Raw genomic sequence first — 23,634 nt, forward strand, 5'->3', positions numbered from 1 at the left:
GCTCCTATTAAAAAATAGTTCCATTACTTTTCATTACACAAATTTCCCATCATTCAAACCATCTTTTTTGAGGTACCTAAGTAGTTACGGATCTCCACTCTTATTTTCGGTCATCCGGGTGTAAGAACGGGCAACCGGTTTCATCGGAAGCAAGTATACAGGTTCAAGGAGGAATCGAGATGCGCAAATTGAGCGAGATTGTCATCCAATCGGGGAAACGGATCTACCAGGACATTATTTCCGTTGCCCTGTTCAGTATCATGGGGGCGCTTGTGCTCGTTCCGTTCGTCTTTTTTTTACCGGTCGGCATCTCGTTGTTCGTGCTGCCGTTCGTTATCGTTCCGCTATGCGCCGGAGCGCTGCATGCCACCCACCGGATGATGAAGGGGGAGCGGCCGAAGGTGTCCGCGCTGTTCGCCGGCGCCTGGAAGTTCATCCTGCCCTCGTTCGTCATCGCCTTCGCTACCTCGATCTTTATCCTCATCATCGTCTCGACCTGGTGGTATTACGGCGGCAAGCCAGGCATGCTTTATTTTGCGCTTGCCGTGTTCCAGACGTACTTCGTGGCCATGGTGCTCGTCTCGCAGCTGTATGCGCTGCCGCTGATCGTGCAGCAGGGGCTGGGCGTATTTACGGCGATGGGGCGGAGCGTCAAGCTGTTTCTGGCCCATCCGGGCTACACGGTCGGAGCGTTTGTTCAACTGCTCAGCGTCACGGTGCTGCTCGGGTTGACCGTGATCGGGTTTGCCGCGCTTTATTTGGGGATGTATGCGATCTATTCGAATCTGGTGACGGCCAACTTGCTGGCGAAGCCGGAGGAGGACGAAGGCGAAAACGGCAAAACGGAAGACTATGCCGGCTTGCCTCACCGCGCGGGAGAGCGGCTTGACGCCATGTCGTTTCCCGGACAATGACAAATAGAGAAGTTGGACGGAACATCTGCTTGTTATCGGAATGGAGCGGATGTTCATACCCCTTCTATAGAGAGAAACGTGATGCATCGGAAACAGGAGGAGACATACGTTGAACACGAATACGAAACGTGCGCCGGAGCGCGGCGCCGCGGAGCATAGAGAAACGGAAACTTCGCGGGTCGAGGCGGCTGTCTCGGCCATGACGCTGCGCCAAAAGATCGGGCAGATGATACATTGCGGCTTCCACGGATATGAGCCCGGAGCGGATATCGAGCGGATGATCCGGGACCGTTATATCGGCGGAATCATTTTGTTCGCCCGCAATGTGCGGGATACCCGTCAAGTGGCGGCGATGAACGCCGAATTTCAGCGGATCGCCCTGGAATCCGGTCAGCCTCCGCTGACGATCGCGATCGATCAGGAGGGCGGCATGGTCGCCCGGCTGACCGAAGGTGTCGCGCTGATGCCGGGCAATATGGCGATAGCAGCAGGCGGAGAGCCGCAGAACGCTTACGAAGCCGCGCGGATTACCGCCGAGGAGCTGCTTGCGCTGGGCGTGAATCTGAACTATGCGCCGGTGCTCGATGTGAACGTCAACCCGGCGAACCCGGTTATCGGCGTCCGCTCGTACGGCGAGTCGCCGGAGCTTGTGGCCGAGTACGGCGCCATGGCTGTCCGCGGCTTGCAGGAGGCGGGCGTAACGGCAACGGCCAAACATTTTCCGGGTCACGGGGACACGAATGTCGACTCGCATCTGGATCTGCCGACGGTTGGGCATTCGCGGGAGCGGATCAACGAAGTGGAGCTGGTGCCGTTTCGCCGGGCGATTGCGGCCGGTATCGACGCGATTATGTCGTCGCATATTTATTTCCCGTCGTTCGAGACGCAGAAGCTGCCGGTTACGCTGTCGTACAACGTGCTCACCCGGTTGCTGCGTGAGGAGCTCGGGTTCGAGGGCGTCATTATGACCGACTGTATGGAGATGAAAGCGATCGCCGACCATTACGGCACCGTGGATGCGGCTGTTATGGCGGTAGAAGCGGGCGCGGACTGCGTGCTGATCAGCCATCGCCACGATTTGCAGGAGGGAGCGATCGAAGCGCTGGTCGCCGCCGTAGAGTCGGGGCGGATTAGCGAAGCGCGTATCGCCGAATCGGCCCGCCGCCTGCTCGCGATGAAAGCGAAGCGCGGTATTACCGCGGAGTCGGTAGTAACAGCCGCGGACAACGCGTATTACGCGGGCGAGGCTTTCCAATCCGTCGGCAGCCGCACGCATCTGGAGACCGCGCAGCGGATCAGCGAAGCGAGCATGACGCTGATCAAGGACGAAGCGGGATTGATTCCGCTGCGCCGGGGAGAGCGTACGCTCGTCATCAGTGTGCTGGCCGCCGCCGTGTCGGAGGTGGACGAATCGGTCGATCTGCCGGTAACGCTCGGTCAGGCGCTGGCCACGCAAGGATTGGATGTCGAAGAACGCAGCGTGCTGCTGGAAGAGGTCGGTTCGTCGCTAGCTGAGCTCGCGGCGCTGGCCGGATCGTTCGCGCAAGTGGTCGTCGGGACGTACAATGCATCGCTGCGGCCGGAGCAGGCCGCACTTGTACGGGCGATGATCGATGCGGACAGACAGCCGATCGTTGTAGCGCTGCGCAACCCTTACGATATCGCGGCGTTTCCGGACGTGCCGGCTTATGTCGCGGCTTACGAATCGCGCCCGCTGGCGCTGCAATCGGCCGCCAAAGTGCTGGCCGGAACGATAAAGGCTACAGGCCGTACACCGGTTACGATTCATCCGGATGATCCGGCAGGCTGGAGGAGGAACTCGAAATGATCGGAGAGCTGACGAACAAATCGAGCCGGCTCATCGTGGGATTGATGTCCGGCACGTCGCTGGACGGCGTCGACGCCGCAATCGTGCGAGTGGAAGGCAAGGGGCTGCAGACGAAGGCGGAGCTGGTCGGGTATACGGCAGTTCCTTATGACGACAAGCTGCGGGAAAAGCTGAAGGAGCTGTGCAGCGTCGACTACTCCGATGTCGCCAAAGTGTGCGGCATGAACTTCTATATGGCCGATGTGCTGGCCGAAGCCGCGATCCGGGCTGCCACCGAAGCCGGGCTGCCGATGGACGAGATTGACCTGATCAGCTCGCACGGACAGACGGTATGGCATATCCCGGTAGCCGACGAACAGGACTGGTCGCTCGTCCGGTCGACGCTGCAAATCGGCGATATTTCCGTAATCGCCAAACGGGCGGGGAAGCCGGTCATCGGCGATTACCGCACCGCAGACATGGCTGTCGGTGGTCAAGGCGCTCCGCTCGTGCCTTATGCCGATTTTATCTTGTTCCGTGACGAAGCGAAGGGCCGGATCGTGCAAAATATCGGCGGGATCGGCAACTGTGCGGGCATTCCGGCCGGCGGACAGCCGGAGCAGGTGATCGCATTCGACACCGGACCGGGCAATATGCTGATCGATCAGGCCGTGCACACGCTGTCCGGCGGGGAGAAAAGCTATGACGCCGGCGGCGAATGGGCGGCGCAAGGGAAGGCCGACGCCGCCATCGTCGCGGAGATGATGAGCCACCCGTACTTCGCCATGCAGCCGCCTAAGACGACAGGCCGCGAGCTGTTCGGCAAAGCGTATGCACAGCAATGGATGGAACGGATGAGCCGCCAAGGGCTCGGCGATGCGGATATCGTCGCCACGTTTACGGCGTTCACCGCTCATTCGATCGCGCAAGGCTACCGGGAGTTCGTCTTGCCGGCGTGCCCCGCATCCGAAGTGATCGTGTCCGGGGGCGGAGCGCACAACCGGACGCTGATGGCGATGCTGGCCGGTCTGCTGCCCGGCCTGTCGGTAACGACGTCGGACGCGCTGGGTATATCCAGCGATGCGAAGGAAGCGGTGGCGTTTGCGGTGTTCGCGAACAATTTCCTGTTCGGGATTCCGAACAATTTGCCGTCGGCAACCGGAGCGCCGGTACAGACGATTATGGGCAAGCTGGCGCTGCCGGGCTGAATAACGATCGGGCGGCCGTGCGCGGCTTACGGGCAGGGCGCCCCCGCTATAAAGGAGCGATAAGTGATGATGGATCAAACGAACGGAAACGATCTGCCCCCGCATTCCATAGCTTCGATGAATCCGGACAGAATCGCCGATGCTTTCCGGCTGGTGGATGAAGCGGTGGCACGCGGAGATACGCCGGGCGCAGTCGCCGCTGTCGGACGCAGCGGCGCCACACAGGTGATGCATACATGCGGCTCCGCCCATCTGGCGGCGCCGGGCGGCGAAGCTGTCTTGCCGGTCCGTAGCGATACGATATTCGACTGCGCGTCTTTAACGAAGGTTGTCGCGCTGCTCCCGCTTGTGCTGCTGCTGGTCGAACGCGGCCGGTTGCGCCTCGGGGACCCGGTCAAGCAGTATATTCCCGCCTTCGCTGCAGAAGGCAAAGACGCGGTTACCGTCAAGCAATTGCTCACTCATACATCAGGACTTATCGCTCATACGAACTTATATTCACATGGCTGGTCGCCGGAAGAGATCAAAGCGCACATTTTCTCAAGGCCTCTCGAATACGAGCCGGGGACGAAAGTCGTGTACAGCGATCTTGGTTACATTACACTCGGAGAGATCGTTCAGACTTTGCTGGAGGAACGGCTGGATACCGCGGCGCAGCGATATGTATTTCAACCGCTGGGCATGAACGATACATTTTACGCGCCTACGGCGGACCGGCTTCCCCGCATAGCTGCTACGGAATACAGTCAGGAGCTGAGCCGGCACAAGTGGGGGGAAGTGCACGACGAGAATGCAGGCGCGCTCGGAGGGATCAGCGGTCATGCCGGGCTGTTCTCGACTGCCGCGGACTTGGCGAAGTATGCGGCTATGTGGCTGGCGAAGGGGCGGATCGGCGAGAAGGGACGGCTGCTCAGCCGCGCTTCGGTGGAAGCGGCAACGCGTACCCAGACCGGGAATGTGCCGGCGAACCGGGGGCTCGGCTGGGTGCTGAAGGGCGACTCGATGGACGCTTCCGGCGATCTGATGTCGCCGGCGACCTTTGGACATACCGGATTTACCGGAACGAGTCTGACGATCGATCCGGCGGAGGACTGCTTCGCCATTTTGCTGACGAACCGGGTGTATTACGGCAGGGAGAGGTCGGTCGTCCGGCTCAGACATTTGTTTCACAATGCGGTTGCCGCCGCTTGTTCGGAGTAAGGCAATTCTATCGGGACAGCCAAGCTGTAAGAGCAGGGCTGTCTTTTTTGCTGCCGCTTCCAGCAGAAGAGGCCGTCCCGAGCCGGATAACAAGCTCAGAACAGCCTTTTCGCGAAGTCAACGTTTATCCGGTGCTTGGACTTACTCGAAGTACGTATACGTCCACTCTTCCTCGGAAGCGTCCCACGCCGTAGCGTCTGTATATTCAGGTACGCCGGCGAACTCCAGCGTATATTCGATCTCTTCGCCCGGCATCAGATGAACGGATAAGCCGCTAAATACATGATCCGCTGCTTGCTCGGAATCGCCGGCCTCGTTGTACAGCCAAATTTTCACATATACGTTTTCAACGGTTTCGATATTTTTGGAGCCGGTGTTGATGAATTTGCCGGTGGCGATCAACTTGCCGTCCTCAAAGTAAACGCTCGTAATCTGGAAGTCGAGCATAGCCGCTTCGTCCTCAACGGCCGCTTCTTCGTACACCGCTTCGTCCTCATACACGGCAACGGCTTCTTCCTCGTAAACGACTTCTTCTTCGTAGACAACGACTTCTTCCTCATAAACAACTTCTTCCTCATAAACAACTTCTTCCTCATAAACAACTTCTTCCTCATACACGACGACTTCTTCTACCGCTTCATCCAGATAGGTGAACTCCCAGTCGCCTTCCTCGGCGCTCCACTGCGTCGCATCCTCATACTCCGCTACGTCAGGGAATTCCAGCGTATATTCGATCGACTCGCCTGGCGCCAGCTGCACGGCCAAGTCCGTGAAGAAGTGGTTGGCTACTTCCTTCGAATCGCCGTCGTCGTTGTACAAAAAGATTTTTACATCCACTTTGTTAACTTTCTCAATCGCTCTATCCCCGCTGTTTGTAAAGACTCCTGTAGCCTTCAATACTCCGTTTTCGTAACCGACTTCCGTTACTTCGAAGTCGAGAACCGCATCGGCGAAAGCGGTGGCCGATACAACCATCATCGAACAAACCAAAAATAAAGCAGCAATTACGGATTTTAGTGCTTTTTTCATTTTCTCACACTCCTAGTAGATATGAACTAATTCATGTTGATTATAGGGCAAGCCCTGGGCCGTTTCTACTAGTATTTAACATCTGACATCGGTTTTCCGGTATACTCCTGATCTTTGGGTACGGGTAAGCTTCCGGCAAAGAACATGCCGTTGTATAACGAAGCGTTATATGATAGTTTGACTAGTAGACGAAGTGAAACTTGCAGGGAAAGGGTTTGGGTGAGCAGAGATGACCGTATCGTATAGTGCCGGAAACTTGCAAGAGTTGTACGATTTCTATGAGGATCATCTGAAACGGGTGCTGCTGCCGTTCTGGCTGCGTTCTACTGATGAGGAGGACGGGGGCTACTTCAACTGTTACGACAACACGGGGGCGACCCTCGTCTCGACGGACAAGTATACGTGGTCGCAGGGCCGGTTCGTCTGGATGTACGCGAAGCTTGCTTCGATGACTACAGATACGTTCAGCAGGGAAGAGCGGAGCCGGTTTCTGGAGCTGGCGGGACAAGGCGCGCGGTTTCTGATGAACCACTGTCTGCTGGAGAACGGGAATTGTACGTTTGTGATGGACAAGAAAGGCAATCCGAAGCGGAACGCTACGGGTGACCGTTACGACTCCAGCATATTTGCCGATTGTTTCGTCATTGCGGGGTTGTCCAAATACGCAGCGGAGTCGGGGGACGCCGCAAGTCTCGAATTCGCCCGCACGTTGTACGGGTCCGTCATGGAGAGATTCCGCAGCGGCGATTATCAGATGGCTCCGTACCCGACTCCGGAGGGCTATAAGTCCCATAACATTCCGATGATCTTGCTGAACGTGACGCAAGAGCTGCTAGAGGCGGAGGAGTCGCTTCCGGCTGCGGCTGCAGATCAGGCGGGCAGTGGGCGGCTGGAACATTTGCGCGACAATATGAAGATGTTCCTCCATGAAATTACGAATCATTTTATGCGCGAAGACGGTGTGCTGAATGAGATGCTGGCGGCGGACAACAGCCGGGTCGACTCGCTGCTGGGCCGGTACTGCAATCCCGGTCATACGATCGAAGATATGTGGTTCGTCATCCATGCGGCCCGCAAGCTCGGACTGGACGCTTATATCCCGAAAGCGCTGCGCACGACGAAAAAAATGGTGGAGCTGGGCTGGGATTCCGAATACAGCGGACTTTTTCTTTTCGTCGATGAGGACGGAGGTCAGCCGCACGGCGACCTAAGCGGGATCGAGCATACGGCGATGGCCGGCCAAATCCGGCAAAACTGGGACAACAAGCTGTGGTGGCCGCATTCCGAAGCGCTCTATACGACGCTGCTCGGTTACAGCTTAACGCGCGACGACGATTTTCTGCGCGATTACAACCGGCTTCACGATTATACGTTCCGGACGTTTCCGAACCCGGACGAAAGCGTGGGTGAGTGGATTCAGATCCGCAAGCGCGGCGGCGAGCCGATCGACAAAGTCGTCGCTTTGCCAGTCAAGGATCCGTATCATATCATCCGGAACGTCGTCTATATCATCGAACTGCTTCACGGAATGAGGGGCGCGGAGAAGTAGGGAAATCCGTAAAAATTTTTATATTTCCCAACGGTACTTCCTGGACAGGCTGTGGTAAAATCGGGAAGAAAAGGATTACCGGAGCAAATCCGGTTAGAAGGAGGCCGCATACCGATGGCGGAGCAAACGAAGCAAACGAATCAGGTGGATGCGCAAAAGCTGGACCCTAATATGACGCTGGAGCAGACGGGGAATCTGGGGATGATCTGGATGTCACCCAAGGAGAAGCCGTTTCGCTTATCCGGCTTTCCCTGGTTTGAGCAGGATCAAGTGTACCGGAGACTGCCGGTACAACCGAATTATCCGATTCGCCCGGAGGTTCAGCAGTTGTCGAAATCGACGGCCGGAGGCCAGATCGCGTTCCGGACGGACTCGGCCCGACTGGCGATCCGCGTCAAGCTGTCGGGCAAGGCGAATATGTACCATATGCCGTCCACCGGCCAATGCGGATTCGACTTATACTTTGGCGAGACGGGCGATCAGCACTTTTACAGCATATCCCGATACGATCATACGAAATTGGAATATGAAGTAATGATGTACGAGTTCCCGCAAAAGGAACTACGCAGCGTAACGCTGAACTTCCCGCTGTATCAAGGGGTCGAGGAAGTCGAAATCGGGATCGATCCGGGGGCGGAAGTGATTGCGCCAGCGCCTTATGCGAATAACCGTAAGGTGATCATTTACGGAACTTCGATTACGCAGGGTGGCTGCGCTACCCGTCCGGGGATGGCGTATACGAACATTTTGAGCCGCAGAATTCCGATGGAATTTATTAACGAAGGTTTCTCGGGTAACGGCCGCGGTGACCCGGAAGTCGCCCGCGTCTTGAGCGAGATCAGCGATCCGGCCCTGCTCGTGCTTGATTACGAAGCCAATGCGGGCGAATTGGACTTGATGCGCAAGACGCTTCCTGAGTTTATCCGGATTTACCGCGAGGCTCATCCGGACGTGCCGATATTGGTGCTGTCCAAAATCCAGTTCGGCCGCGAGCGGTTCGAGCCGGCGCTGCTCCAGAAAAGAATGGACATGATGCAGATCGAGATGGAGACGGTTGAATCGTACCGCCGGCAAGGGGACGCCAACATTCACTTTTTTGACGGCACGGCGCTTCTCGGCACGGACAGCTACTACGAGTGTACGGTGGACGGGGTGCACCCGACCGATCTCGGCTTCCTGCGGATGGCCGATACGCTTACGCCTGTGCTTCAGGAGCTGCTCGGTTTTAGCCGGCAACCGTAATTCGCAATCTGCGTACGATGCGTGATTGAATCACACAATTGCTGGATTCGGAAACAGCCGCAAGGAGCCGTACCCAGTCAGGGCTTATTTTGTGCTTGTGCTGGAAAGGGACTGACGGATAACCGGAGCCCATTCAGGCGCAGCACGTAAGGTCTGACCTGGCACCAGGTCCCAAGCGGCTGTTTTTCTATTCGCGCTTAGTTGCGGCATTCCAGCGCGCGGCATGCTTGCCGAGATGAGGATGCGGCTGGAACTCGGGGCCTGCGGCGACGACGAGCCGGATTTTGCGGATCCACTCCTCGAAGCCTTGATAAGAGGCAAACCGGTTCGCGGTTCCTTCCGACAAGCCGAGGAAGTAAGGTCCTTTGTACCGCTCCTCCATATAACGCAGCGCGGTGTCCATCGGCGTATACTTTTTGCGCTTCCGCTCCCACGTGTCGATCTCGGTTCGGACTCCCGAGCGGATCGAATCGGCTGCTTCGCGAAGCGCCTCCTCGCGCTTGTACATCGGCGCCGGGAACCGGACGCCCATCCGTTTCAGCGTCTCCTCATGGGGCACGTACCAAACCACGCGTGAAATAAACCGGCGCTCGGCCCATCCGGCGAGCTCGGCAAGTCCTTGCCGGTCCAGCCAATCGCTGGCGACGGACGACGGGCTGCCTTCATCGTCGCCAAGGTCGAAGCTGTCGTAGATCAGCAGCGTGCCTTTTGACGTCTCCTCAGGCGGTTCGTAGCCGAACGGCACCTGGATTCCGGTTCGATCCATTCTCGTTCCTCCCTTTTCGCCAGAAGAGTAAGCTACCCTTAGTATGAGGCCTGTTGATTCGGATTACTCCCCGGACGTTACTTTCAGACCGACGATGCCTGTCACGATAAACAGCAGGAACAAGATTCTCGTCCATTCTCTCGGTTCGCCGAACAGGATCATCCCGACGATGACGGTGCCCAGCGCCCCGATTCCCGTCCAGATAGCGTAGGCCGTACCGATCGGCAGCGACTTCAGCGCAAGCGACAGGAAAAAGAAGCTGACGGCCATCCCCGCGACCGTGATGACGCTCGGGCCGATTCTCGTAAACCCGTGCGAATATTTCAGGCCGAAAGCCCATACCACTTCAAATAAACCGGCAATCACCAAATAAAACCAAGCCATGTCTCCCACTCCACTTCCGTTCTCTAGTTGTAAGATAATCTTCTGATCGAAGCTTCAGCGGGTGATTCCTTCCCAAAATATCGACCAGACGGAACGCAACCGTTGTTGGAATTGAACGGGGCCGTAATAAAACATCTGCACGAACGATCCGTCCAGCAGGCAGTAATAAGCGGCGAGCAAGTCGTCCGCATCCCGGTCCGCGATCGATCCTTCCTCGATAGCCGCTTCGAAAATGCCGCGGTAGACGGCGGTTTGCCTCTTCTCCGCCTCCATAAACCGCTGCTGCAGCTCGTCCTGCAAGGAGGAAGGAGGGAACAGCATCGCCCGTTTCAGAAACGCCGCCTTTTCCTCATCGAGCAAGTAATTGCGGCACGTCTCCGACAATATCGTATACAGCTTCGTCCCGGTATCTTCCTCCCGGACGGATTCGATCAACGCTTCCAGCCTGCGGACGTGCTCGGCCTGTACCTCTTCGTAGACGGCAAAATAAAGCTTCTCCTTGCTCTCGAAATGCGCGTACAGCGACGGAGTTTTAATCCCGACTTCTTTGGCGATCGCGGATAAAGGCGTCCCTTCATAGCCGTGTGCGGAAAACAGTTTCAACGCGGCGGATTTAATAGCGGTAGCGGTTATAAACGATCGCTCCTTCCGTTCTTCTAACTAACGATAGTTAGGTGATCAACGATACTCATGATAGCAGACCCGTCCTGGATTCGCAAGCTCCGAATTTGCGCGGCAGTCCTTATCCGCCCTGTAAATCCTCCTTGACCTGCAACCTATTGAGGATTCCTTCGTCTTATAAGCATGCAGCTATTATCGGGAAATGGAGGGGAGTCTATGCGTCCGATCCGCTGCCTTATGCCGTTTTTTTCTCTCTTGCTCGTTTTTAGCTTATGGTTTCCACCTCGAGCTGATGCGAAGCTCCTTATTTTGCCGCCGGCCCAAATGATCGAAAAGTCGGATGTGATCGTCACGGGCAAAGTGGAGCAATTACAGCCCGCCCAAGAAAAGCAGGAAGTACAGGAAGCCGTCATCCGTATTCATCGGGTGCTGAAGCAACCAGAGTCTTTCGACATGGAGCCGTTCCGCCGCAGCGGTGTGGCTGTAAAAGAGTTTATTTATACAACAGGAGCCGTCATTCAGGCGATCCCGCCCGTCGGAACCGAAGTGATGGTATTGCTGCAGGTGAATAACGGGGAGCTTTCTTTCACCTCGGACAGCAACAATATCGCGGTCATTCAAAACAATCGGGTAACTGAAAGTTATCGGGGAACGAATTCCACGGAACATCCGTACACCGAAACGTACAATCAATTTCTGCAGGATCATCCGCTTGAAGCCGGGGAAGAGAAGGTTGTGAAAGATAGCCAAGCGGTTCCGCCTACGGGGAAGCAGCCGGGGCAGTACGCGGCGGTCGGAGCCGGTTCCCTGCTGCTGGTACTGACCGGAGTCTGGTACAGCATACGACGGAGCCGGAGAAGCAAGCCGCCTCAGACGTAATTCAGCGGCGGCTTTTAAATGTCGTTTTGGGATTAGAGTCAACCCCCTAACGAAGTATGGATCTACCACTGGTTAGTACGAAATCCGAACAGCGATTCTCCAAGTTTAAGACTGGAGTTGAAAAAAATACCGGCGTTACGTATGTGGAAAAAGCAAGAGTATTTTGTCCTCCAAAATCCGGAAAACGTTAACGCGAATGGTCAAGAAAAGAATCGGCTGATTCGAGCGCCGCCTCGAACCGATTTTCCTTGAGAAAAGGACCTCCACCCCCACTTTACCGTGGAAATGGAGGTCCTTTTGTTTGGAAACGGGCAAGTTCCCCGTTTACTCCAAAATAAACCCTTTGAAGTCAACCCGCTCCGACGGTCCTGTGAAAACTTCGAGCTTGTACAGCCCGATATCCAGATCGCCGATTACCGTCTCGGGGCCTTCCAGAGATTTAGTTTCGCCGTTGATCCGAACGTAGGTGCGGCTGTCCGCCGAGCTTCCCCGGTACGCTGACAAGCGAAGCTTCTTCTTGGAGCTCACGAACACCCAAGCGGATAGGATGCCTAGATCGGACGTATCCGCTTTCGTGCGGTCCACATACACTTTGAAGCTGCCGGAAGGGGCATCCGGCATAGTCAGCCAATCCTCCGGCATGCAGTCGAACACCCGCTGGCTCGAATAGTCGATCTTGGTGTAGGAGTCGACGGCGATCGTGCGCGGACAGAAGCGGGAGAACAAATACTCGGCTTCTGCGCGGTGGCCGGCATCTCCAAAGTGCAGCCGGTCCGAGATGATCGCTGCGGTGCTAAGCGGCGAGTAGAGCAGGAAGCTTTCGCCGAACTCGTTCAGATCGATGAGCTGCAAGCCGTATTCGTCCGCTAGCTCGCGCTTCACCTCATTGGCTGCGGAATGAATGTGCTCGCTCGTCCGCATCGGGTATTCGTCCGCATATTGCGTCAGCACCCCCGGTTCTACGGTCGCTTGGGTCGTCAGCAGAAAAGGCTGGATGCCTCGCGAATAACACCAGTCGATCAGCGTCACGATTGATTGCTTGAAGCCTTCGCGGTATGCCTTTTCGTTCGGATAGCCGAGCCGGTCGTTAATCCCGAAGCCGATTCCGATCATTTTGACGTCGCTATAGGCGGAAGCTTCGCCGAACTCCTCGCTGATGGCCTTCTCTGCCCATCTGGCCGTCTGACCGCTGAAGCCGGCATTGTAGATGCGCAAGCTGTCGTTGCCGGTCGCCTGCCGGAGCAGCTCCTCCAGCTTTTTCGAGAATGCGTTCGGGGATTGGTTGTCGGCGCCGATCGTATTGCGGACCCAATCGGTTGTATTGGCACCGTCAAACGTACTGTCGCCAAAAAATGCGACCGGGAATTTGCCGCCGCCCAGCCACTCAAGCCAAGCTTCCGTAAACGTATGGATTCTGTGCGACACCGATTTTGTTAGCTGGTTCATAAGAAACTAGAACACCTCCAGTAAAAAACTATTCGTTGCCCGCCGGGGAAACCCTTCCGGCCAAACGACGGAGCAGGGATTTGCCGCCCCACCCGCGCCGTCTGCCGTCTTGCCCTGAACAGGAAGTGCGGCCCGGTGCCGATGAAGCGTCGGAACATCCAGCAGCCGAAGCGCGCAACCAAATCGGTTGCCGGACCGTCTAATGTAGGAGATTATTAGTACTGGACGTATAGCTGATTAGGGGGACTCGGATGAGACGATTGCAGATGGGCATGTGGGACAAGCTCGACCCGGTCAAGTGGCAGCAGGTACAGCTGGATATGCTGAACGGACTTGAGATTTGTCGTTATGCCGATGAGAAAAGCTTGCGGGAGGTACAATTATTTTGCGAGCGGAGCGGAATCCGCTACGGCGTACACGGGCCGATTCTCGGCGATAACGGCTACGAACTGCCGCTGTTGAACGCCCCGGACGCCGAGGAACGACGCGAGGCCATGAGGGAGGTCGAGGCCCAAACCGGGATTGCCTCCCGCTACGGGGCCGATTACATTTTGTTTCACTATCCGTACCTCCCCGTCTTTCAGCCGCCGATTCGCAAGCTGTACCGCCGCTTGCCTGGAGAGCGGCAGCGATATGCCTCCGACCGGCTTCCGCGGGCCGAATTCCGCGACATCTCCGAGCGGATGTTCCACGAGCTTGCCGAGCTGCAGCATCGCTATAAGCAGCGGATTTTGCTGGAGCACGACTTTTTTGGCGATTACGAGGATATTTTCACCGACATGTTTTTGCAATTTCGCGAGATTGGGCTTGTCGTCGACACCGCCAGGCTCGATATCACGCGGCGGTGTTTCCACGGTTTCGATCCGTACGCTTGGATCGACCGGCTCGCCTCCTGCGTCTATCTGGTGCATTACAGCAACGTCCGGTATGAGGAAGACACGTTCAGGCATCACTTGCCTGTACGGGAATGTGATGGCAGGGACGACAGCTGCGGAGATGCTTACTTGTATTTGCGTCATTTGGCCGAGCGGAGTTCGGCGTTCCACCTGACGTTCGAGCATAACCATACGCTTGTCGGCACGGAGGAGCTGCGGGACATATACCGGAGGGCCGCTCAAGTGTGCGGCATCCGTACCCTTTGATTTGCACCGGACGGGATAATGAAAAGCAAAAAAGCTGCCGGTTGAACGGCAGCCTGCATGATCCGCAAGATCAGGTCTTTCCAACTAATCTACAATATTCCGGGTATAGTATGCGATTATATCTTTGCGGCGAATAATGCCGAGGAAGACGCGATCGGCGTCTACGACCGGAACGAAGTTCTGATCGGCTGCCAGCGCCAGCATATCGTCCAAATCGGCGTTGATCGCAACGCATTCGACTTTCAGCCGTTTCTTGATGGAGGTAACGGGGATTTCGTGCATCGTATCGAAACTGAGACCGGGTGTTGCTTTCAGCTTCCATAACAAATCTCCCTCAGACAGGGTTCCGAAGTATAGGCCATGGTCGTCCAAGATCGGAATCGCTGTATAGTGGCTCGCCTCTAATTTATCCATGGCTTCCTTCATATTAGAGGATGTCGTGAGGTAAGAGACCTCATTTTTGGGATATAAAAACGATTTGATATCCATTGCATCACGCTCCTTTGGTATATTAAATCATATTTCGTTTCGGAACGCATGTAAAAGTGACTGAAGCATGTTCTGATGCTGAAAGGGATGTCGACTGACAAAAACATAATCCGAATCGAGTCCGTGCATGTAGCGGGCTTTTTCCGTTTTGCGGAAGCGCAGCAAGTGACCGAGTTTACAAGCGATGGGCCGTCCTGAACTCAGACGGTGTCTTCTGCAGTTTTTTGACAAACAGCCGGCTTATGTACGAGCCGTTGCGGTATCCGCATTTTTCTGCGATGTCCTCCAGGTTCAATGTCGTTTCCTGCAGCAGCTTGCAGGCTCGTTCCAGTCGCAAGGTCGTCAAATAGTCAAGCGCAGTCATGTTAAAGGCCGCCGAAAAGCGCCGGGAAAATTGCACGGGAGTTAAGCCGTAGGCAGAAGCGACCCTGTGCAGGTTCAGCTCTTCGAAAGCCTGCTGACGAATGGTCAGCGCCGCTTGATCCATAAGCGGATCTGTGGTGGGCCTGTCGAGATGAAGAGGGACAAGATGGCGCTCCGTCATAAACATAAACAGCAAATCGTCCACCAGGTGCTCGACCCATCGAAGCACGGGTTTCTGGGCGCTGGCGTGCGGGAACGAACGCAAGTAACCGAAGACGGATTGCAGGCGGTTCGTACGTGCCAGTGGCAGACGGCAAGGCAGCAAATGCCGTTCGGCCAGCGCCGCAGATACTATTTCTCCCGTATCGCGGTGAACCCAATCGAAATGAAAATAATGAAACGACAGCGGCATCCTGATGCGGCGCTGAAACGAAGTCTCCGGCGGGCACAACACCAGATCTCCGGCGGAACCGATTCCCTCCTCGTCCCCAATGCGATAGGAGAATTCCCCTTCCTCTACGGCAAACATGCACCATTTCGGATAGGAGGTGCTTTCGATTTCGAAAGTTGTTTTGCGGTTCCAGTAAATGTAGGCGAACATCTGGGCGCGCACCTGCCATAATTCGATCATTTTTATCACCTGCTTTATTGAAAGAATGTCTACACTCTATTATAAGTTTGTGCATGTTCATGTAAAGCTTTCGGATTTACACTTGAAACATCGTATACGAATCTATTCAAATGGGAGGGCAATACAATGACTCAACCAATGGCGCACGGCAGAGGGAGAAAACAGACATTAATCGCGATTTCAGCAGCAGTTGTTTTGCTGTCGGCAGGATGCGGCTCGGCGGCGGACCCCGGTGAAGGCGCAGGCGCAAAAAAACTTTCAAACGAACTGAAACCGGTTACGATTCGTGCCGCACTGGACAACACGAACATTGATGCTTACACGGAGCAAACGATCAAAGACGCGCTTAAGGTAAAATATCCGCATATTACTTTAGACTTGATCCGTCCGGGAAAGGGCACTACGTTGGCTGAGCTGATTACGGCGGGAATGACGCCTGACCTCATTTTTACTTTTAATGGGAACCTGGCTCAGTACCGGACAAAACAGCTGGAGTTTGACCATCGGGAACTGGCAAAAACGCAAAATTTCGATCTAAGCCGGTTTGACGAGACGATGATCCGGGACACTCGGGTGAGCTCCCCCGGAGACGAGTTGTACGGCATTCCGATCAGCCGCAGCTTCCATGCCCTCTATTATAACAAAGATTTGTTCGACAAATTCGGAAGCGCTTACCCGAAAGAAGGGATGCTGTGGAGTGAAGTGGTGGAGCTGGCCAAAAAGGTTACGCGCCTGGAAGGCGGCGTACAGTATCGGGGCATCGATCCGGGGGCGGGCATTATTTGGATTTCCCAGCCGTTGTCGGCTGCCGCGGTAGACTACAAGACCGAGAAAGCTTCCGTCCGCACAGATCAGTGGAAACAAGTGTTTGAGCTGGTGAAATCGATGTACAAGATACCCGGAAATATGATTCAGCCGGGTCATACGCCGAACAATGACTTTATGCAGGAAAAGAATCTGGCGATGCTTGCGAGCATGAATTTGTTTTCTACATTGGAAACGCCGACAAAGGAAGGTCTGAACTGGGATGTGACGCAGTATCCGAGCTATCCCGAGCGGAGAAACATATTTGCCAACGCCAGTGTACAAGTCATGGCGATTACGCCGACAAGCAAAAACAAGGAGGATGCGCTGCGCGTGATTGAGGTTGCGGTATCCGATGAGGTGCAAAAGGAGTTGTCTGCCGACGGTCAAATCACGTCATTGAAAAGCGATGAGGTTAAGGCGGCTTTCGGCCGCAGCAAGCCGTACCTGAAAGATAAGAATATTCAAAGCATTTTCAAAAGCTCCCCGGTCCCCTATCCGATCGCTTCGCAGTACCGCAGCAAGGCGGAGGATATCGTGAACAAGAAGTTCGTCTTGTTCCGCGATGAACAGCTGGATGTGAATACCGCCTTGTTGCAAGCGGAGGAAGAAATCAACAAGATGATCGAGACGGAACGACTCAAATAAAAAATGATGGGATGGATGCAGGCCTGCTCGTTGCCATCCGGATCATTCCTGGCATAACGACGAAGCATTTTCGTACATCTTACCCATCGTCCACGGCCGCTGCAGTTTACGTTATGCCGATGACGTGCATAGAAGGGGATGCCTCATACTGTACACGCTAAAATACGGATGTGTACCAAGGCATCCCCGTCTGCTATTCAGCTCGATCAGGTTGTCGGCGACAAGTGCAAGTAACGTTTTCAAGACAAGGGCATATATCTATTGCCTTTAATGAAACAACGGGACGATAAGCGAATACCCGATAATGCCCAGCATCAGAACCGTAATGTGGAGCAGCGAGAAACCGAACATGGAGTTCGCCCATTTGTTCTCCGGTTTGCGGCGGTAGCCTGACACGCTAAGAACGATCCACCAAAGGCTAAGCGCGGCATTCGTCAACGCGATAATCGGATGAAGCGACCAGAATAACACGCTGGATACCAGCAACGCCACCAAATATGCGTTCATTTGCACGTACGTTCTGTGAATGCCTTTCACGACAGGCAGCATCGGAATGTTAGCTGCCCGGTACTCTTCCATGCGCCGAATCGCGATGGCGTAAAAGTGAGGCATCTGCCAAATAAGCATCATCAGAAAAATAGCCAACGCTGCCGGATGAGTGATGTCGTCCGAGATAGCCGCCCAACCGATCAGCGGCGGCATAGCGCCCGATAAGCTTCCGACCTCCGTGTTATAAATCGTTCTGCGCTTCGTCCACATCGTATAAGGAAAAACGTAAAAAAACAGTCCGAGAAAGCCGAATACAGCGGCTAGCGGCGAAGCCAAATACAAGACGATCGTCCCGAGAAATGCGGTCGAGAAACCGATAATCAAGCCGCTTTTCGTGCCGACCTGTCCGGTTACGGTCGGTCTCGTTCTCGTTCTCTCCATAATGGCGTCTATATCCCGGTCATACAAATTGTTGAAAACGCCTGCCGAACCGATCACCAAGGAAGAACCGATCAAGGCAAACAGGATGGGACCGATCTGATCAAATATGGACAATTGTTCGACATAAAGGGCCATACACAGACCCGCGAACATCGCAATTAAGTTCGATTTCACAATGCCGATCTTAATTGTATCGAATACAACTTTAGTGAACGATCTCGTCCGTATGTCGAGACTTAATGTCTGTTTTTGTACGCGCTCCACGAGATGCCCGCCCCTTCCTATATTTCTCTCCATCTAATGTTACCATAAATCGCGTTCATATTTCCGGTTTGCCAGTAAGGAATCATTATTTTGTCAAATTGTTATGGCGCAAACGTGTCCGTAACGGTTATTTGCTTTAGGATTTAGAGAGGAAGCGCTCGGGACGGATAGCCGCCGTACTGGAGGCGGATAGGGAAGCGGCGGCGGTCGGGTGGAACGAACCTGCAGGTTGCGGTATAGTGAGAGAGAAGGCCGGTTTCCGGACGAAGGCCTTCCGACTACCGTAACGGAACAAGGAGAAGACGCCATGCTGTTCATCGATAACCGCGGCATTACCGACCCGGCGCTTAACCTGGCGCTGGAAGAATATGCTCTGAAAACATTCCCGGCCGACGAGGACTATTTGCTCTTTTATATCAACGAGCCGTCCATCATTATCGGCAAAAACCAAAATACAGTCGAAGAAATAAACGCCGCATATGTGAAGGACAACGGCATTCACGTCGTTCGCCGGTTGTCCGGCGGTGGAGCCGTCTATCACGATCTCGGCAATCTGAACTTCAGCTTTATCACGAACGACGACGGCAAGTCGTTTCACAATTACCGCAAATTTACGGAGCCGGTTGTGCAGGCGCTGCGGGGGCTCGGGGTCGAGGCGGAACTGACCGGGCGCAACGATATCCAGGTCGGAGAGCGCAAAATATCCGGCAACGCCCAATATTCCACCAAAGGGCGGATGTTCAGCCACGGTACGCTGATGTTCGAATCGCAAATCGACAACGTCGTATCGGCGCTGAATGTAAATCCGGAGAAGATCAAATCGAAGGGCGTCAAATCGATTCGCAGCCGGGTGGCGAACATCTCCGAATTTCTGCGCGAGCCGATCGTGATCGGGGAATTCCGGCAACGGCTGCTGGGGTCGATATTCGGCGGTACGGACATTCCCGAGTACAAGCTTGCGGAGGCGGACTGGGAAGCCGTCCGGAAGCTGGCGGACGAGCGGTACCGCAACTGGGATTGGAACTACGGCAGATCCCCTTCGTTTAACGTCCGCAAGACGCTGCGGATCGAGGGGGCAGGCACGTTCGACGTCCGCCTGAACGTGGAGGGCGGCAAAATCGCCGAGGCCGCCGTATTCGGCGACTTCTTCGGAGCCTGGGACGTGCAGGAATTCGCGGACAAGCTCGTAGGCGTCAAGTACGACGAAGAAGCGGTCCGGGCGCTGCTGGACGAGGTGGATTTGACCCGGTACTTCGGGGCGGTCACGAAGGAGCAGTGGCTGGAGTTGATGTTTTAGCATCATCGCCATCAAGCGTTCGATAGAGAGGCCGGTTGCTGTGAATAGCGGCCGGCTTCTCTATTTAGTTTGCTTTGGGGGCAGCCGTGACTCTGCCGAGGGCGCCACAGCCTTGGACGGGGGTGTCATAGCCTTGGCGAGGGGTGTCTCGGCTTTGCTGAAGGTGTATCGGTTTTGGCCGAAGGTGTCCCAGCCTGCTGAGGGTGACTCAGCCAGTCGATGGTGTCCCAGCTTAGCCGAAGGTGACTCAGCCAGTCGATGGTGTCCCAGCTAACGAACTCAATCGCGCTTATTGCCGAGAAAATGGCTTCTTTTTTGATGTAACGAACTCCAGCAGCCTTATGGACGAGTAAATAGACGGGAATGAAATCGCATCATTGAAATAACGCTTGTGTAGTTCGTAACAATTCAGATCGCTACAACCGGACCCAATAAGAGTTACTGGGTTCGTAAGCCGTACGTACGATAACGCTGCTTGCCGCTAACCACTAGCAGAAGCTGAAGTTCGACCAACTTATGAAGAACCCGCCTCGCATGCTGATCCGTGATCCGCAAATGAATGGCCAACTCCGAAGGTGTAAACGGTCGAAGCAGCCGCCTCGCATAACGAACGGTTTCCGCCTCCAGCCAAGTCAAAGGTTCGGGCACATCCATAGCAACAAACTTCCCGATAAAGGAAAGGACAAGCTGCTGGCAACGTTTGGGTTCATCGGTAATGGACCCGTAAGGGATGGAAAGAAACATCCACTCGTCCAGTGTCAACAAGCAATGCCGCCAGCATAAGTCCTTAAAGCGTCTCACATCGAGATCTCTTGCATGCGATCCGTAGCCTTGAATCTCGATGCCTCCTTTTACGCCGCCGGGCATATAAGCCAGATCCAGATAGCGATAACCGTTGTGGAAGTCGCGTACTTCCCATTCCGGATACAGATGGTTAAAGTTTTTCACAGCCGGAAACCAGACGGAGCGTAGAAACTCGTGAGTACCGTGGCCGAGTCCCTTCTCCAGTAGTTCGACTCTTCTATGATTTTTTTCATGGGCAATGGCCGACCGTACCCATTCCTCGTAGGCTTGTTCAAATCTTGACATCGAATCCCACCTCTCTCTACTTAGGCTAAAAATAAAGAAGCCACTTTGACACAAACCCACCAGTCAAGGTGCAGCGTGTATCAAAGCGGCGTGTGCTTCACAACCGAACGTATATTTCAAGTATACCCGGATTCATAGAAAATTCAATTACCGATTGTGCTCTGAATGGGGCACGGCGTTTAGGAGGGAGAACGGCTATCCGGTCCGTTTCGGTTCGGTTCGAGATTGGTCGGCCGTTTCGAGGGAAACCGGAGCTAACTGACAGCAGCTTTTGGAGGCTTTCCAGAGGACAGTTGAGGCCGAATAAGCGTTGGAAGGACAAGCTGCTCCCAGGCCGCGCCGCTCGCGATCCCGGCGTACGGCGCCCGGTCACGCGTCGGCTGTCCTGCTGGCGACGCTTGGGTTCATCGGCAATCCAACGAAGGGCTAGTTAGAAACCCGATGAAAGGCTCTTTAGAAACTACCATTTCTGAAAAATTGGTTTCCGTCCCGCCGTCCATCTCCTACCAATCGGTGCACTTGTCCAAGCGCGTTGAGAGATTGCTGCATATACTGGCAGCATATGACGTACGGGAGGTGGAGGTACATGGAAAAACTTCTCACTCATGCAGGAGGAGTTCTGGCCGGATATGTGCTGACCGAGCTGCCGCTCGACGGTACGATGATATCCAGCCTGGAACCCGTATTAGACGGCGTTGGCATCGTCTCTATGGTCCTATTCTCGGGAACGTTGATCTACAAAGCCGTGAAAACGTTGATGGGCAAATAATTATGGATACGCGCTGCGCGCTGTAAGGCGCAGCTGCGAAGGACCGGGGACCAATTGGCCCCGGTTCTTTTTAACGTTAAAGAATGTTTAAGTTTACTAAAGCGTTAAAGTGGTAAAATGAAACATTCTTTACCCGCCGATCAGGTTCGGCTCACCGAAGCACTGTCTTGCCTGCATAACGAGCACCGCTCCTTGGAATGCGCAACGAATAAAGCTTTTCCTATTTTTCGTCCAATTAGGAACTCGAGCGTTGGCTGAGTAACCTGTATAATGGTTGTATTCAGGTTAAAGTTTAGGAGGCAACCATCATGCCGGAACAAAAGGAAACGTTAGCAGCGTTTACCGACCACGGCGTTCCCGTACCAGCCAATGAAGGGCGTACGGCGGCCATCTGCACGAATCGCGAAGGAGAGACGCGTCTGGTTATAGCGGCACGCGGTTATGCCGTTATTGTAAACCCGCAGGAGAGGACCAGTCTGCAGGTGCCGTTCCCGGAGCAGCATGTCGATTACCCGTTTGCTTCCTATAGCAGCGAGGACGGGATGTTTTATGTCGGAGCGGGCGGGATGTTCATGGTGCTGGACCCGTTCCGGGGACGGTTTACCGATTACGCCCGGCCCGGGCTGACCGGAGAAATCGTCGGCTTCTGCTTCGCGGAAGACGGCCGGGGGACGATCTATACAGCCTCTTATCCGCAATGCCGTCTAATGAAATATGAGCCGGAGCGCAAAACGCTGACGGTGATCGGACAGCTGGACGCGGAGGAGAAATATCCGTTCAGCCTGGCCGTGGACGCCTATGGCTGGATCTACGGCGGGATCGGAACCGAGCGCAAAACGATCGCGGCCGTAGACCCGGTGACGCTGCAAGCCCGCTCCCTGGTGCCGGACGGCGAGCGGCGGAAAGGTCAAGGGAAGGTGCATCGGGGCGCGGACGGCCGCGTGTACGGTTATTATGATACCGAGTCTGGCGGGTCTGAACCGCGGTGGTACCGGCTGGAGCAAGGGCGGATGAGTCCCGTAACGGCCGAGCAAGTCGCGAAGAGCGCCTATAGCGGAACCGGGTTTGAGACGGTCCATCGCGCCTTCCCGCATCCGTGGGTGCTGCTGGAGATGAGTCTGGCGGAGAAGGAAGTCGTCCTGCTGGACCAGTCTTCGGGCCAAAGCTTCCCGGTCCGGCTGTCGTACGAGACGGACGGCGCCGACTTGTCGCCGCTCGTGGCGGGTCCCGACGGCCGCATCTACGACACTTCGAACCACCCGCTCCAGCTGTACCGGTACGATCCGCACTTCGGTGCCGTAGAGAACTTCGGCGGCAAGGCGATTGAGAAAGGCGGCGGCGGCAACATCTGCGCCTATGCGGTGCTGGGCGGCCGGATTGCAGGAGCGGCTTATGCGGGAGGTCACGTCCATCTTATCGATACAACCCGGCCTATCGTCACCGATGCGGCGGCGGAGGGGCGGAATCCGCAGCTGGTCACATCGCAGGAAGCGATCTACCGCCCGCGCTGCGCGCTGGCGCATCCAGACGGAGAGCACGCCGTATTTGGCGGCTATGCGGGATACGGTGCGATCGGCGGCGGCTTGTACATACGCAATGTGACAACCGGCGAAGACGAACTGCTGCCCAACGAGCGTCTTGTTCCTTACCACAGCACCGTTTGTATGGTCGCGCTGCCGGGCGGCGATTTATTGTGCGGCACGAGCGTGGAAGCTCCGGGTGGAGGCAAGCCCAAAGAAACGGAGGGGAGGCTGTACCGGCTCGATTGGCAGGCGAAACGGGTCGTCTACAGCGAAGTGCCGGTGCAAGGGGAGCCGGAAGTAGCTTTGATGGAAATCGACGGGCAGGGCAAGGTCCATGCGTTCACGGCGAAACATTATTTCGTATATGACCCGATGACGAGACAAGTGATCCATACCGAGAATATCGAGGAAATGGGCGGTGTCGTACGCAACGGCCTTGTGAAGGATGAGGCGGGGCGTATATACGGAGTCCGAACCCGATCGGTTTTCCGGATCGACACCGGCTCCTTCAAGCTTGTGCCGCTGCATGCGGAACCGCCGGCCATTACGGCCGGGTTGGCTTATGTGGACGGCCGGCTGTACTTTGCGTCGGGCAAAAGGTTGTGGAGCATGGCGATCCCCGGCTATCAGCGCTGATGTC

The 23,634-nt window shown here is 55.4% G+C and carries 21 protein-coding genes; 12 read left to right on the top strand and 9 right to left on the bottom strand.

Going from position 1 to position 23,634, the window contains the following annotated elements:
- Positions 1-179 precede the first annotated feature (179 nt).
- From IDH45_RS17065 to IDH45_RS17080, 4 genes are all read left to right on the top strand, one after another.
- On the top strand, positions 180-914 hold the full coding sequence (locus tag IDH45_RS17065) for a DUF2189 domain-containing protein (RefSeq protein WP_190929339.1): 735 nt from the start codon (positions 180-182) through the stop codon (positions 912-914).
- A gap of 109 nt (positions 915-1,023) precedes the next feature.
- A complete protein-coding gene (gene nagZ, locus IDH45_RS17070) occupies positions 1,024-2,742 on the top strand; it encodes a beta-N-acetylhexosaminidase (RefSeq protein WP_317891227.1) in 1,719 nt (572 codons plus the stop codon).
- Positions 2,739-3,929 (top strand): anhydro-N-acetylmuramic acid kinase, encoded by a 1,191-nt coding sequence (locus IDH45_RS17075; protein WP_190929340.1) that lies wholly within the window; start codon positions 2,739-2,741, stop codon positions 3,927-3,929. The genes nagZ and IDH45_RS17075 overlap by 4 nt, the downstream gene beginning before the upstream one ends.
- A gap of 66 nt (positions 3,930-3,995) precedes the next feature.
- On the top strand, positions 3,996-5,129 hold the full coding sequence (locus IDH45_RS17080; RefSeq protein ID WP_223836742.1) for a serine hydrolase domain-containing protein: 1,134 nt from the start codon (positions 3,996-3,998) through the stop codon (positions 5,127-5,129).
- Between the two features lie 141 nt (positions 5,130-5,270).
- Here the strand turns inward: IDH45_RS17080 and IDH45_RS17085 are convergent, their stop codons facing one another.
- On the bottom strand, positions 5,271-6,158 hold the full coding sequence (locus IDH45_RS17085; protein WP_190929341.1) for a hypothetical protein: 888 nt from the start codon (positions 6,156-6,158) through the stop codon (positions 5,271-5,273).
- A 229-nt stretch (positions 6,159-6,387) separates the two neighbouring features.
- Between IDH45_RS17085 and IDH45_RS17090 the strand changes: the two genes are divergently transcribed.
- Both IDH45_RS17090 and IDH45_RS17095 read left to right on the top strand, forming a co-directional pair.
- Positions 6,388-7,707 (top strand): AGE family epimerase/isomerase, encoded by a 1,320-nt coding sequence (locus IDH45_RS17090; RefSeq protein ID WP_190929342.1) that lies wholly within the window; start codon positions 6,388-6,390, stop codon positions 7,705-7,707.
- 114 nt (positions 7,708-7,821) lie between these two features.
- Complete coding sequence (locus IDH45_RS17095) at positions 7,822-8,949, top strand: SGNH/GDSL hydrolase family protein (RefSeq protein WP_190929343.1); 1,128 nt, start codon at positions 7,822-7,824, stop codon at positions 8,947-8,949.
- A gap of 187 nt (positions 8,950-9,136) precedes the next feature.
- Here the strand turns inward: IDH45_RS17095 and IDH45_RS17100 are convergent, their stop codons facing one another.
- From IDH45_RS17100 to IDH45_RS17110, 3 genes are all read right to left on the bottom strand, one after another.
- Positions 9,137-9,715: a hypothetical protein gene (locus IDH45_RS17100; protein WP_190929344.1), complete on the bottom strand. Its 579-nt coding sequence runs from the start codon at positions 9,713-9,715 to the stop codon at positions 9,137-9,139.
- 63 nt (positions 9,716-9,778) lie between these two features.
- Positions 9,779-10,099, bottom strand: a complete 321-nt coding sequence (gene sugE, locus IDH45_RS17105; protein WP_190929345.1) for a quaternary ammonium compound efflux SMR transporter SugE — start codon at positions 10,097-10,099, stop codon at positions 9,779-9,781.
- 54 nt (positions 10,100-10,153) lie between these two features.
- The gene (locus tag IDH45_RS17110; protein ID WP_190929346.1) at positions 10,154-10,702 is read right to left on the bottom strand and encodes a TetR/AcrR family transcriptional regulator; all 549 of its coding nucleotides are present in this window, start codon (positions 10,700-10,702) and stop codon (positions 10,154-10,156) included.
- Positions 10,703-11,029: 327 nt separating this feature from the next.
- On the opposite strand from IDH45_RS17110, the gene IDH45_RS17115 reads away from it, so the two are divergent.
- The gene (locus IDH45_RS17115) at positions 11,030-11,599 is read left to right on the top strand and encodes a hypothetical protein (protein ID WP_190929347.1); all 570 of its coding nucleotides are present in this window, start codon (positions 11,030-11,032) and stop codon (positions 11,597-11,599) included.
- 324 nt (positions 11,600-11,923) lie between these two features.
- Here IDH45_RS17115 and IDH45_RS17120 read toward each other — a convergent pair whose 3' ends face one another.
- Complete coding sequence (locus IDH45_RS17120) at positions 11,924-13,045, bottom strand: SGNH/GDSL hydrolase family protein (RefSeq protein ID WP_190929348.1); 1,122 nt, start codon at positions 13,043-13,045, stop codon at positions 11,924-11,926.
- A 251-nt stretch (positions 13,046-13,296) separates the two neighbouring features.
- Here IDH45_RS17120 and IDH45_RS17125 point away from each other — a divergent pair, with 251 nt between their 5' ends.
- The gene (locus IDH45_RS17125) at positions 13,297-14,187 is read left to right on the top strand and encodes a sugar phosphate isomerase/epimerase (protein ID WP_190929349.1); all 891 of its coding nucleotides are present in this window, start codon (positions 13,297-13,299) and stop codon (positions 14,185-14,187) included.
- 84 nt (positions 14,188-14,271) lie between these two features.
- On the opposite strand, the gene IDH45_RS17130 is transcribed toward IDH45_RS17125, so the two are convergent.
- A complete protein-coding gene (locus tag IDH45_RS17130; RefSeq protein WP_190929350.1) occupies positions 14,272-14,676 on the bottom strand; it encodes a CBS domain-containing protein in 405 nt (134 codons plus the stop codon).
- 175 nt (positions 14,677-14,851) lie between these two features.
- Positions 14,852-15,670, bottom strand: a complete 819-nt coding sequence (locus tag IDH45_RS17135; RefSeq protein WP_190929351.1) for a helix-turn-helix domain-containing protein — start codon at positions 15,668-15,670, stop codon at positions 14,852-14,854.
- 126 nt (positions 15,671-15,796) lie between these two features.
- Between IDH45_RS17135 and IDH45_RS17140 the strand changes: the two genes are divergently transcribed.
- Positions 15,797-17,122 carry an ABC transporter substrate-binding protein gene (locus IDH45_RS17140; RefSeq protein ID WP_190929352.1) on the top strand — a complete coding sequence of 442 codons (1,326 nt, stop codon included), beginning with the start codon at positions 15,797-15,799 and terminating at the stop codon, positions 17,120-17,122.
- 267 nt (positions 17,123-17,389) lie between these two features.
- On the opposite strand, the gene cyoE is transcribed toward IDH45_RS17140, so the two are convergent.
- Complete coding sequence (cyoE, locus tag IDH45_RS17145; RefSeq protein ID WP_190929353.1) at positions 17,390-18,349, bottom strand: heme o synthase; 960 nt, start codon at positions 18,347-18,349, stop codon at positions 17,390-17,392.
- Between the two features lie 274 nt (positions 18,350-18,623).
- Between cyoE and IDH45_RS17150 the strand changes: the two genes are divergently transcribed.
- Entirely contained in the window at positions 18,624-19,613 is a 990-nt protein-coding gene (locus IDH45_RS17150; protein ID WP_190929354.1) for a lipoate--protein ligase, read from the top strand.
- Positions 19,614-20,051: 438 nt separating this feature from the next.
- On the opposite strand, the gene IDH45_RS17155 is transcribed toward IDH45_RS17150, so the two are convergent.
- Positions 20,052-20,702, bottom strand: a complete 651-nt coding sequence (locus tag IDH45_RS17155) for a transcriptional regulator (RefSeq protein WP_190929355.1) — start codon at positions 20,700-20,702, stop codon at positions 20,052-20,054.
- 586 nt (positions 20,703-21,288) lie between these two features.
- On the opposite strand from IDH45_RS17155, the gene IDH45_RS17160 reads away from it, so the two are divergent.
- Both IDH45_RS17160 and IDH45_RS17165 read left to right on the top strand, forming a co-directional pair.
- Complete coding sequence (locus IDH45_RS17160; RefSeq protein WP_190929356.1) at positions 21,289-21,471, top strand: hypothetical protein; 183 nt, start codon at positions 21,289-21,291, stop codon at positions 21,469-21,471.
- A gap of 308 nt (positions 21,472-21,779) precedes the next feature.
- Positions 21,780-23,630, top strand: coding sequence for a hypothetical protein (locus tag IDH45_RS17165; protein WP_190929357.1), 1,851 nt, complete (start codon positions 21,780-21,782; stop codon positions 23,628-23,630).
- Positions 23,631-23,634: the final 4 nt, after the last annotated feature.

Origin of the sequence: Paenibacillus oceani, assembly GCF_014705615.1 — a bacterium.
In the GTDB taxonomy this organism is placed as follows: Bacteria; Bacillota; Bacilli; order Paenibacillales; family NBRC-103111; genus Paenibacillus_AB; species Paenibacillus_AB oceani.

Coding starts and splice junctions, on each gene's coding strand:
- IDH45_RS17065 (WP_190929339.1), top strand. CDS start 180: ATGCGCAAATTGAGCGAGATTGTCATCCAATCGGGGAAACGGATCTAC.
- IDH45_RS17075 (WP_190929340.1), top strand. CDS start 2,739: ATGATCGGAGAGCTGACGAACAAATCGAGCCGGCTCATCGTGGGATTG.
- IDH45_RS17080 (WP_223836742.1), top strand. CDS start 3,996: ATGATGGATCAAACGAACGGAAACGATCTGCCCCCGCATTCCATAGCT.
- IDH45_RS17085 (WP_190929341.1), bottom strand. CDS start 6,158: ATGAAAAAAGCACTAAAATCCGTAATTGCTGCTTTATTTTTGGTTTGT.
- IDH45_RS17090 (WP_190929342.1), top strand. CDS start 6,388: ATGACCGTATCGTATAGTGCCGGAAACTTGCAAGAGTTGTACGATTTC.
- IDH45_RS17095 (WP_190929343.1), top strand. CDS start 7,822: ATGGCGGAGCAAACGAAGCAAACGAATCAGGTGGATGCGCAAAAGCTG.
- IDH45_RS17100 (WP_190929344.1), bottom strand. CDS start 9,715: ATGGATCGAACCGGAATCCAGGTGCCGTTCGGCTACGAACCGCCTGAG.
- sugE (WP_190929345.1), bottom strand. CDS start 10,099: ATGGCTTGGTTTTATTTGGTGATTGCCGGTTTATTTGAAGTGGTATGG.
- IDH45_RS17120 (WP_190929348.1), bottom strand. CDS start 13,045: ATGAACCAGCTAACAAAATCGGTGTCGCACAGAATCCATACGTTTACG.
- IDH45_RS17125 (WP_190929349.1), top strand. CDS start 13,297: ATGAGACGATTGCAGATGGGCATGTGGGACAAGCTCGACCCGGTCAAG.
- IDH45_RS17130 (WP_190929350.1), bottom strand. CDS start 14,676: ATGGATATCAAATCGTTTTTATATCCCAAAAATGAGGTCTCTTACCTC.
- IDH45_RS17135 (WP_190929351.1), bottom strand. CDS start 15,670: ATGATCGAATTATGGCAGGTGCGCGCCCAGATGTTCGCCTACATTTAC.
- IDH45_RS17140 (WP_190929352.1), top strand. CDS start 15,797: ATGACTCAACCAATGGCGCACGGCAGAGGGAGAAAACAGACATTAATC.
- cyoE (WP_190929353.1), bottom strand. CDS start 18,349: ATGGAGAGAAATATAGGAAGGGGCGGGCATCTCGTGGAGCGCGTACAA.
- IDH45_RS17150 (WP_190929354.1), top strand. CDS start 18,624: ATGCTGTTCATCGATAACCGCGGCATTACCGACCCGGCGCTTAACCTG.
- IDH45_RS17155 (WP_190929355.1), bottom strand. CDS start 20,702: ATGTCAAGATTTGAACAAGCCTACGAGGAATGGGTACGGTCGGCCATT.
- IDH45_RS17160 (WP_190929356.1), top strand. CDS start 21,289: ATGGAAAAACTTCTCACTCATGCAGGAGGAGTTCTGGCCGGATATGTG.
- IDH45_RS17165 (WP_190929357.1), top strand. CDS start 21,780: ATGCCGGAACAAAAGGAAACGTTAGCAGCGTTTACCGACCACGGCGTT.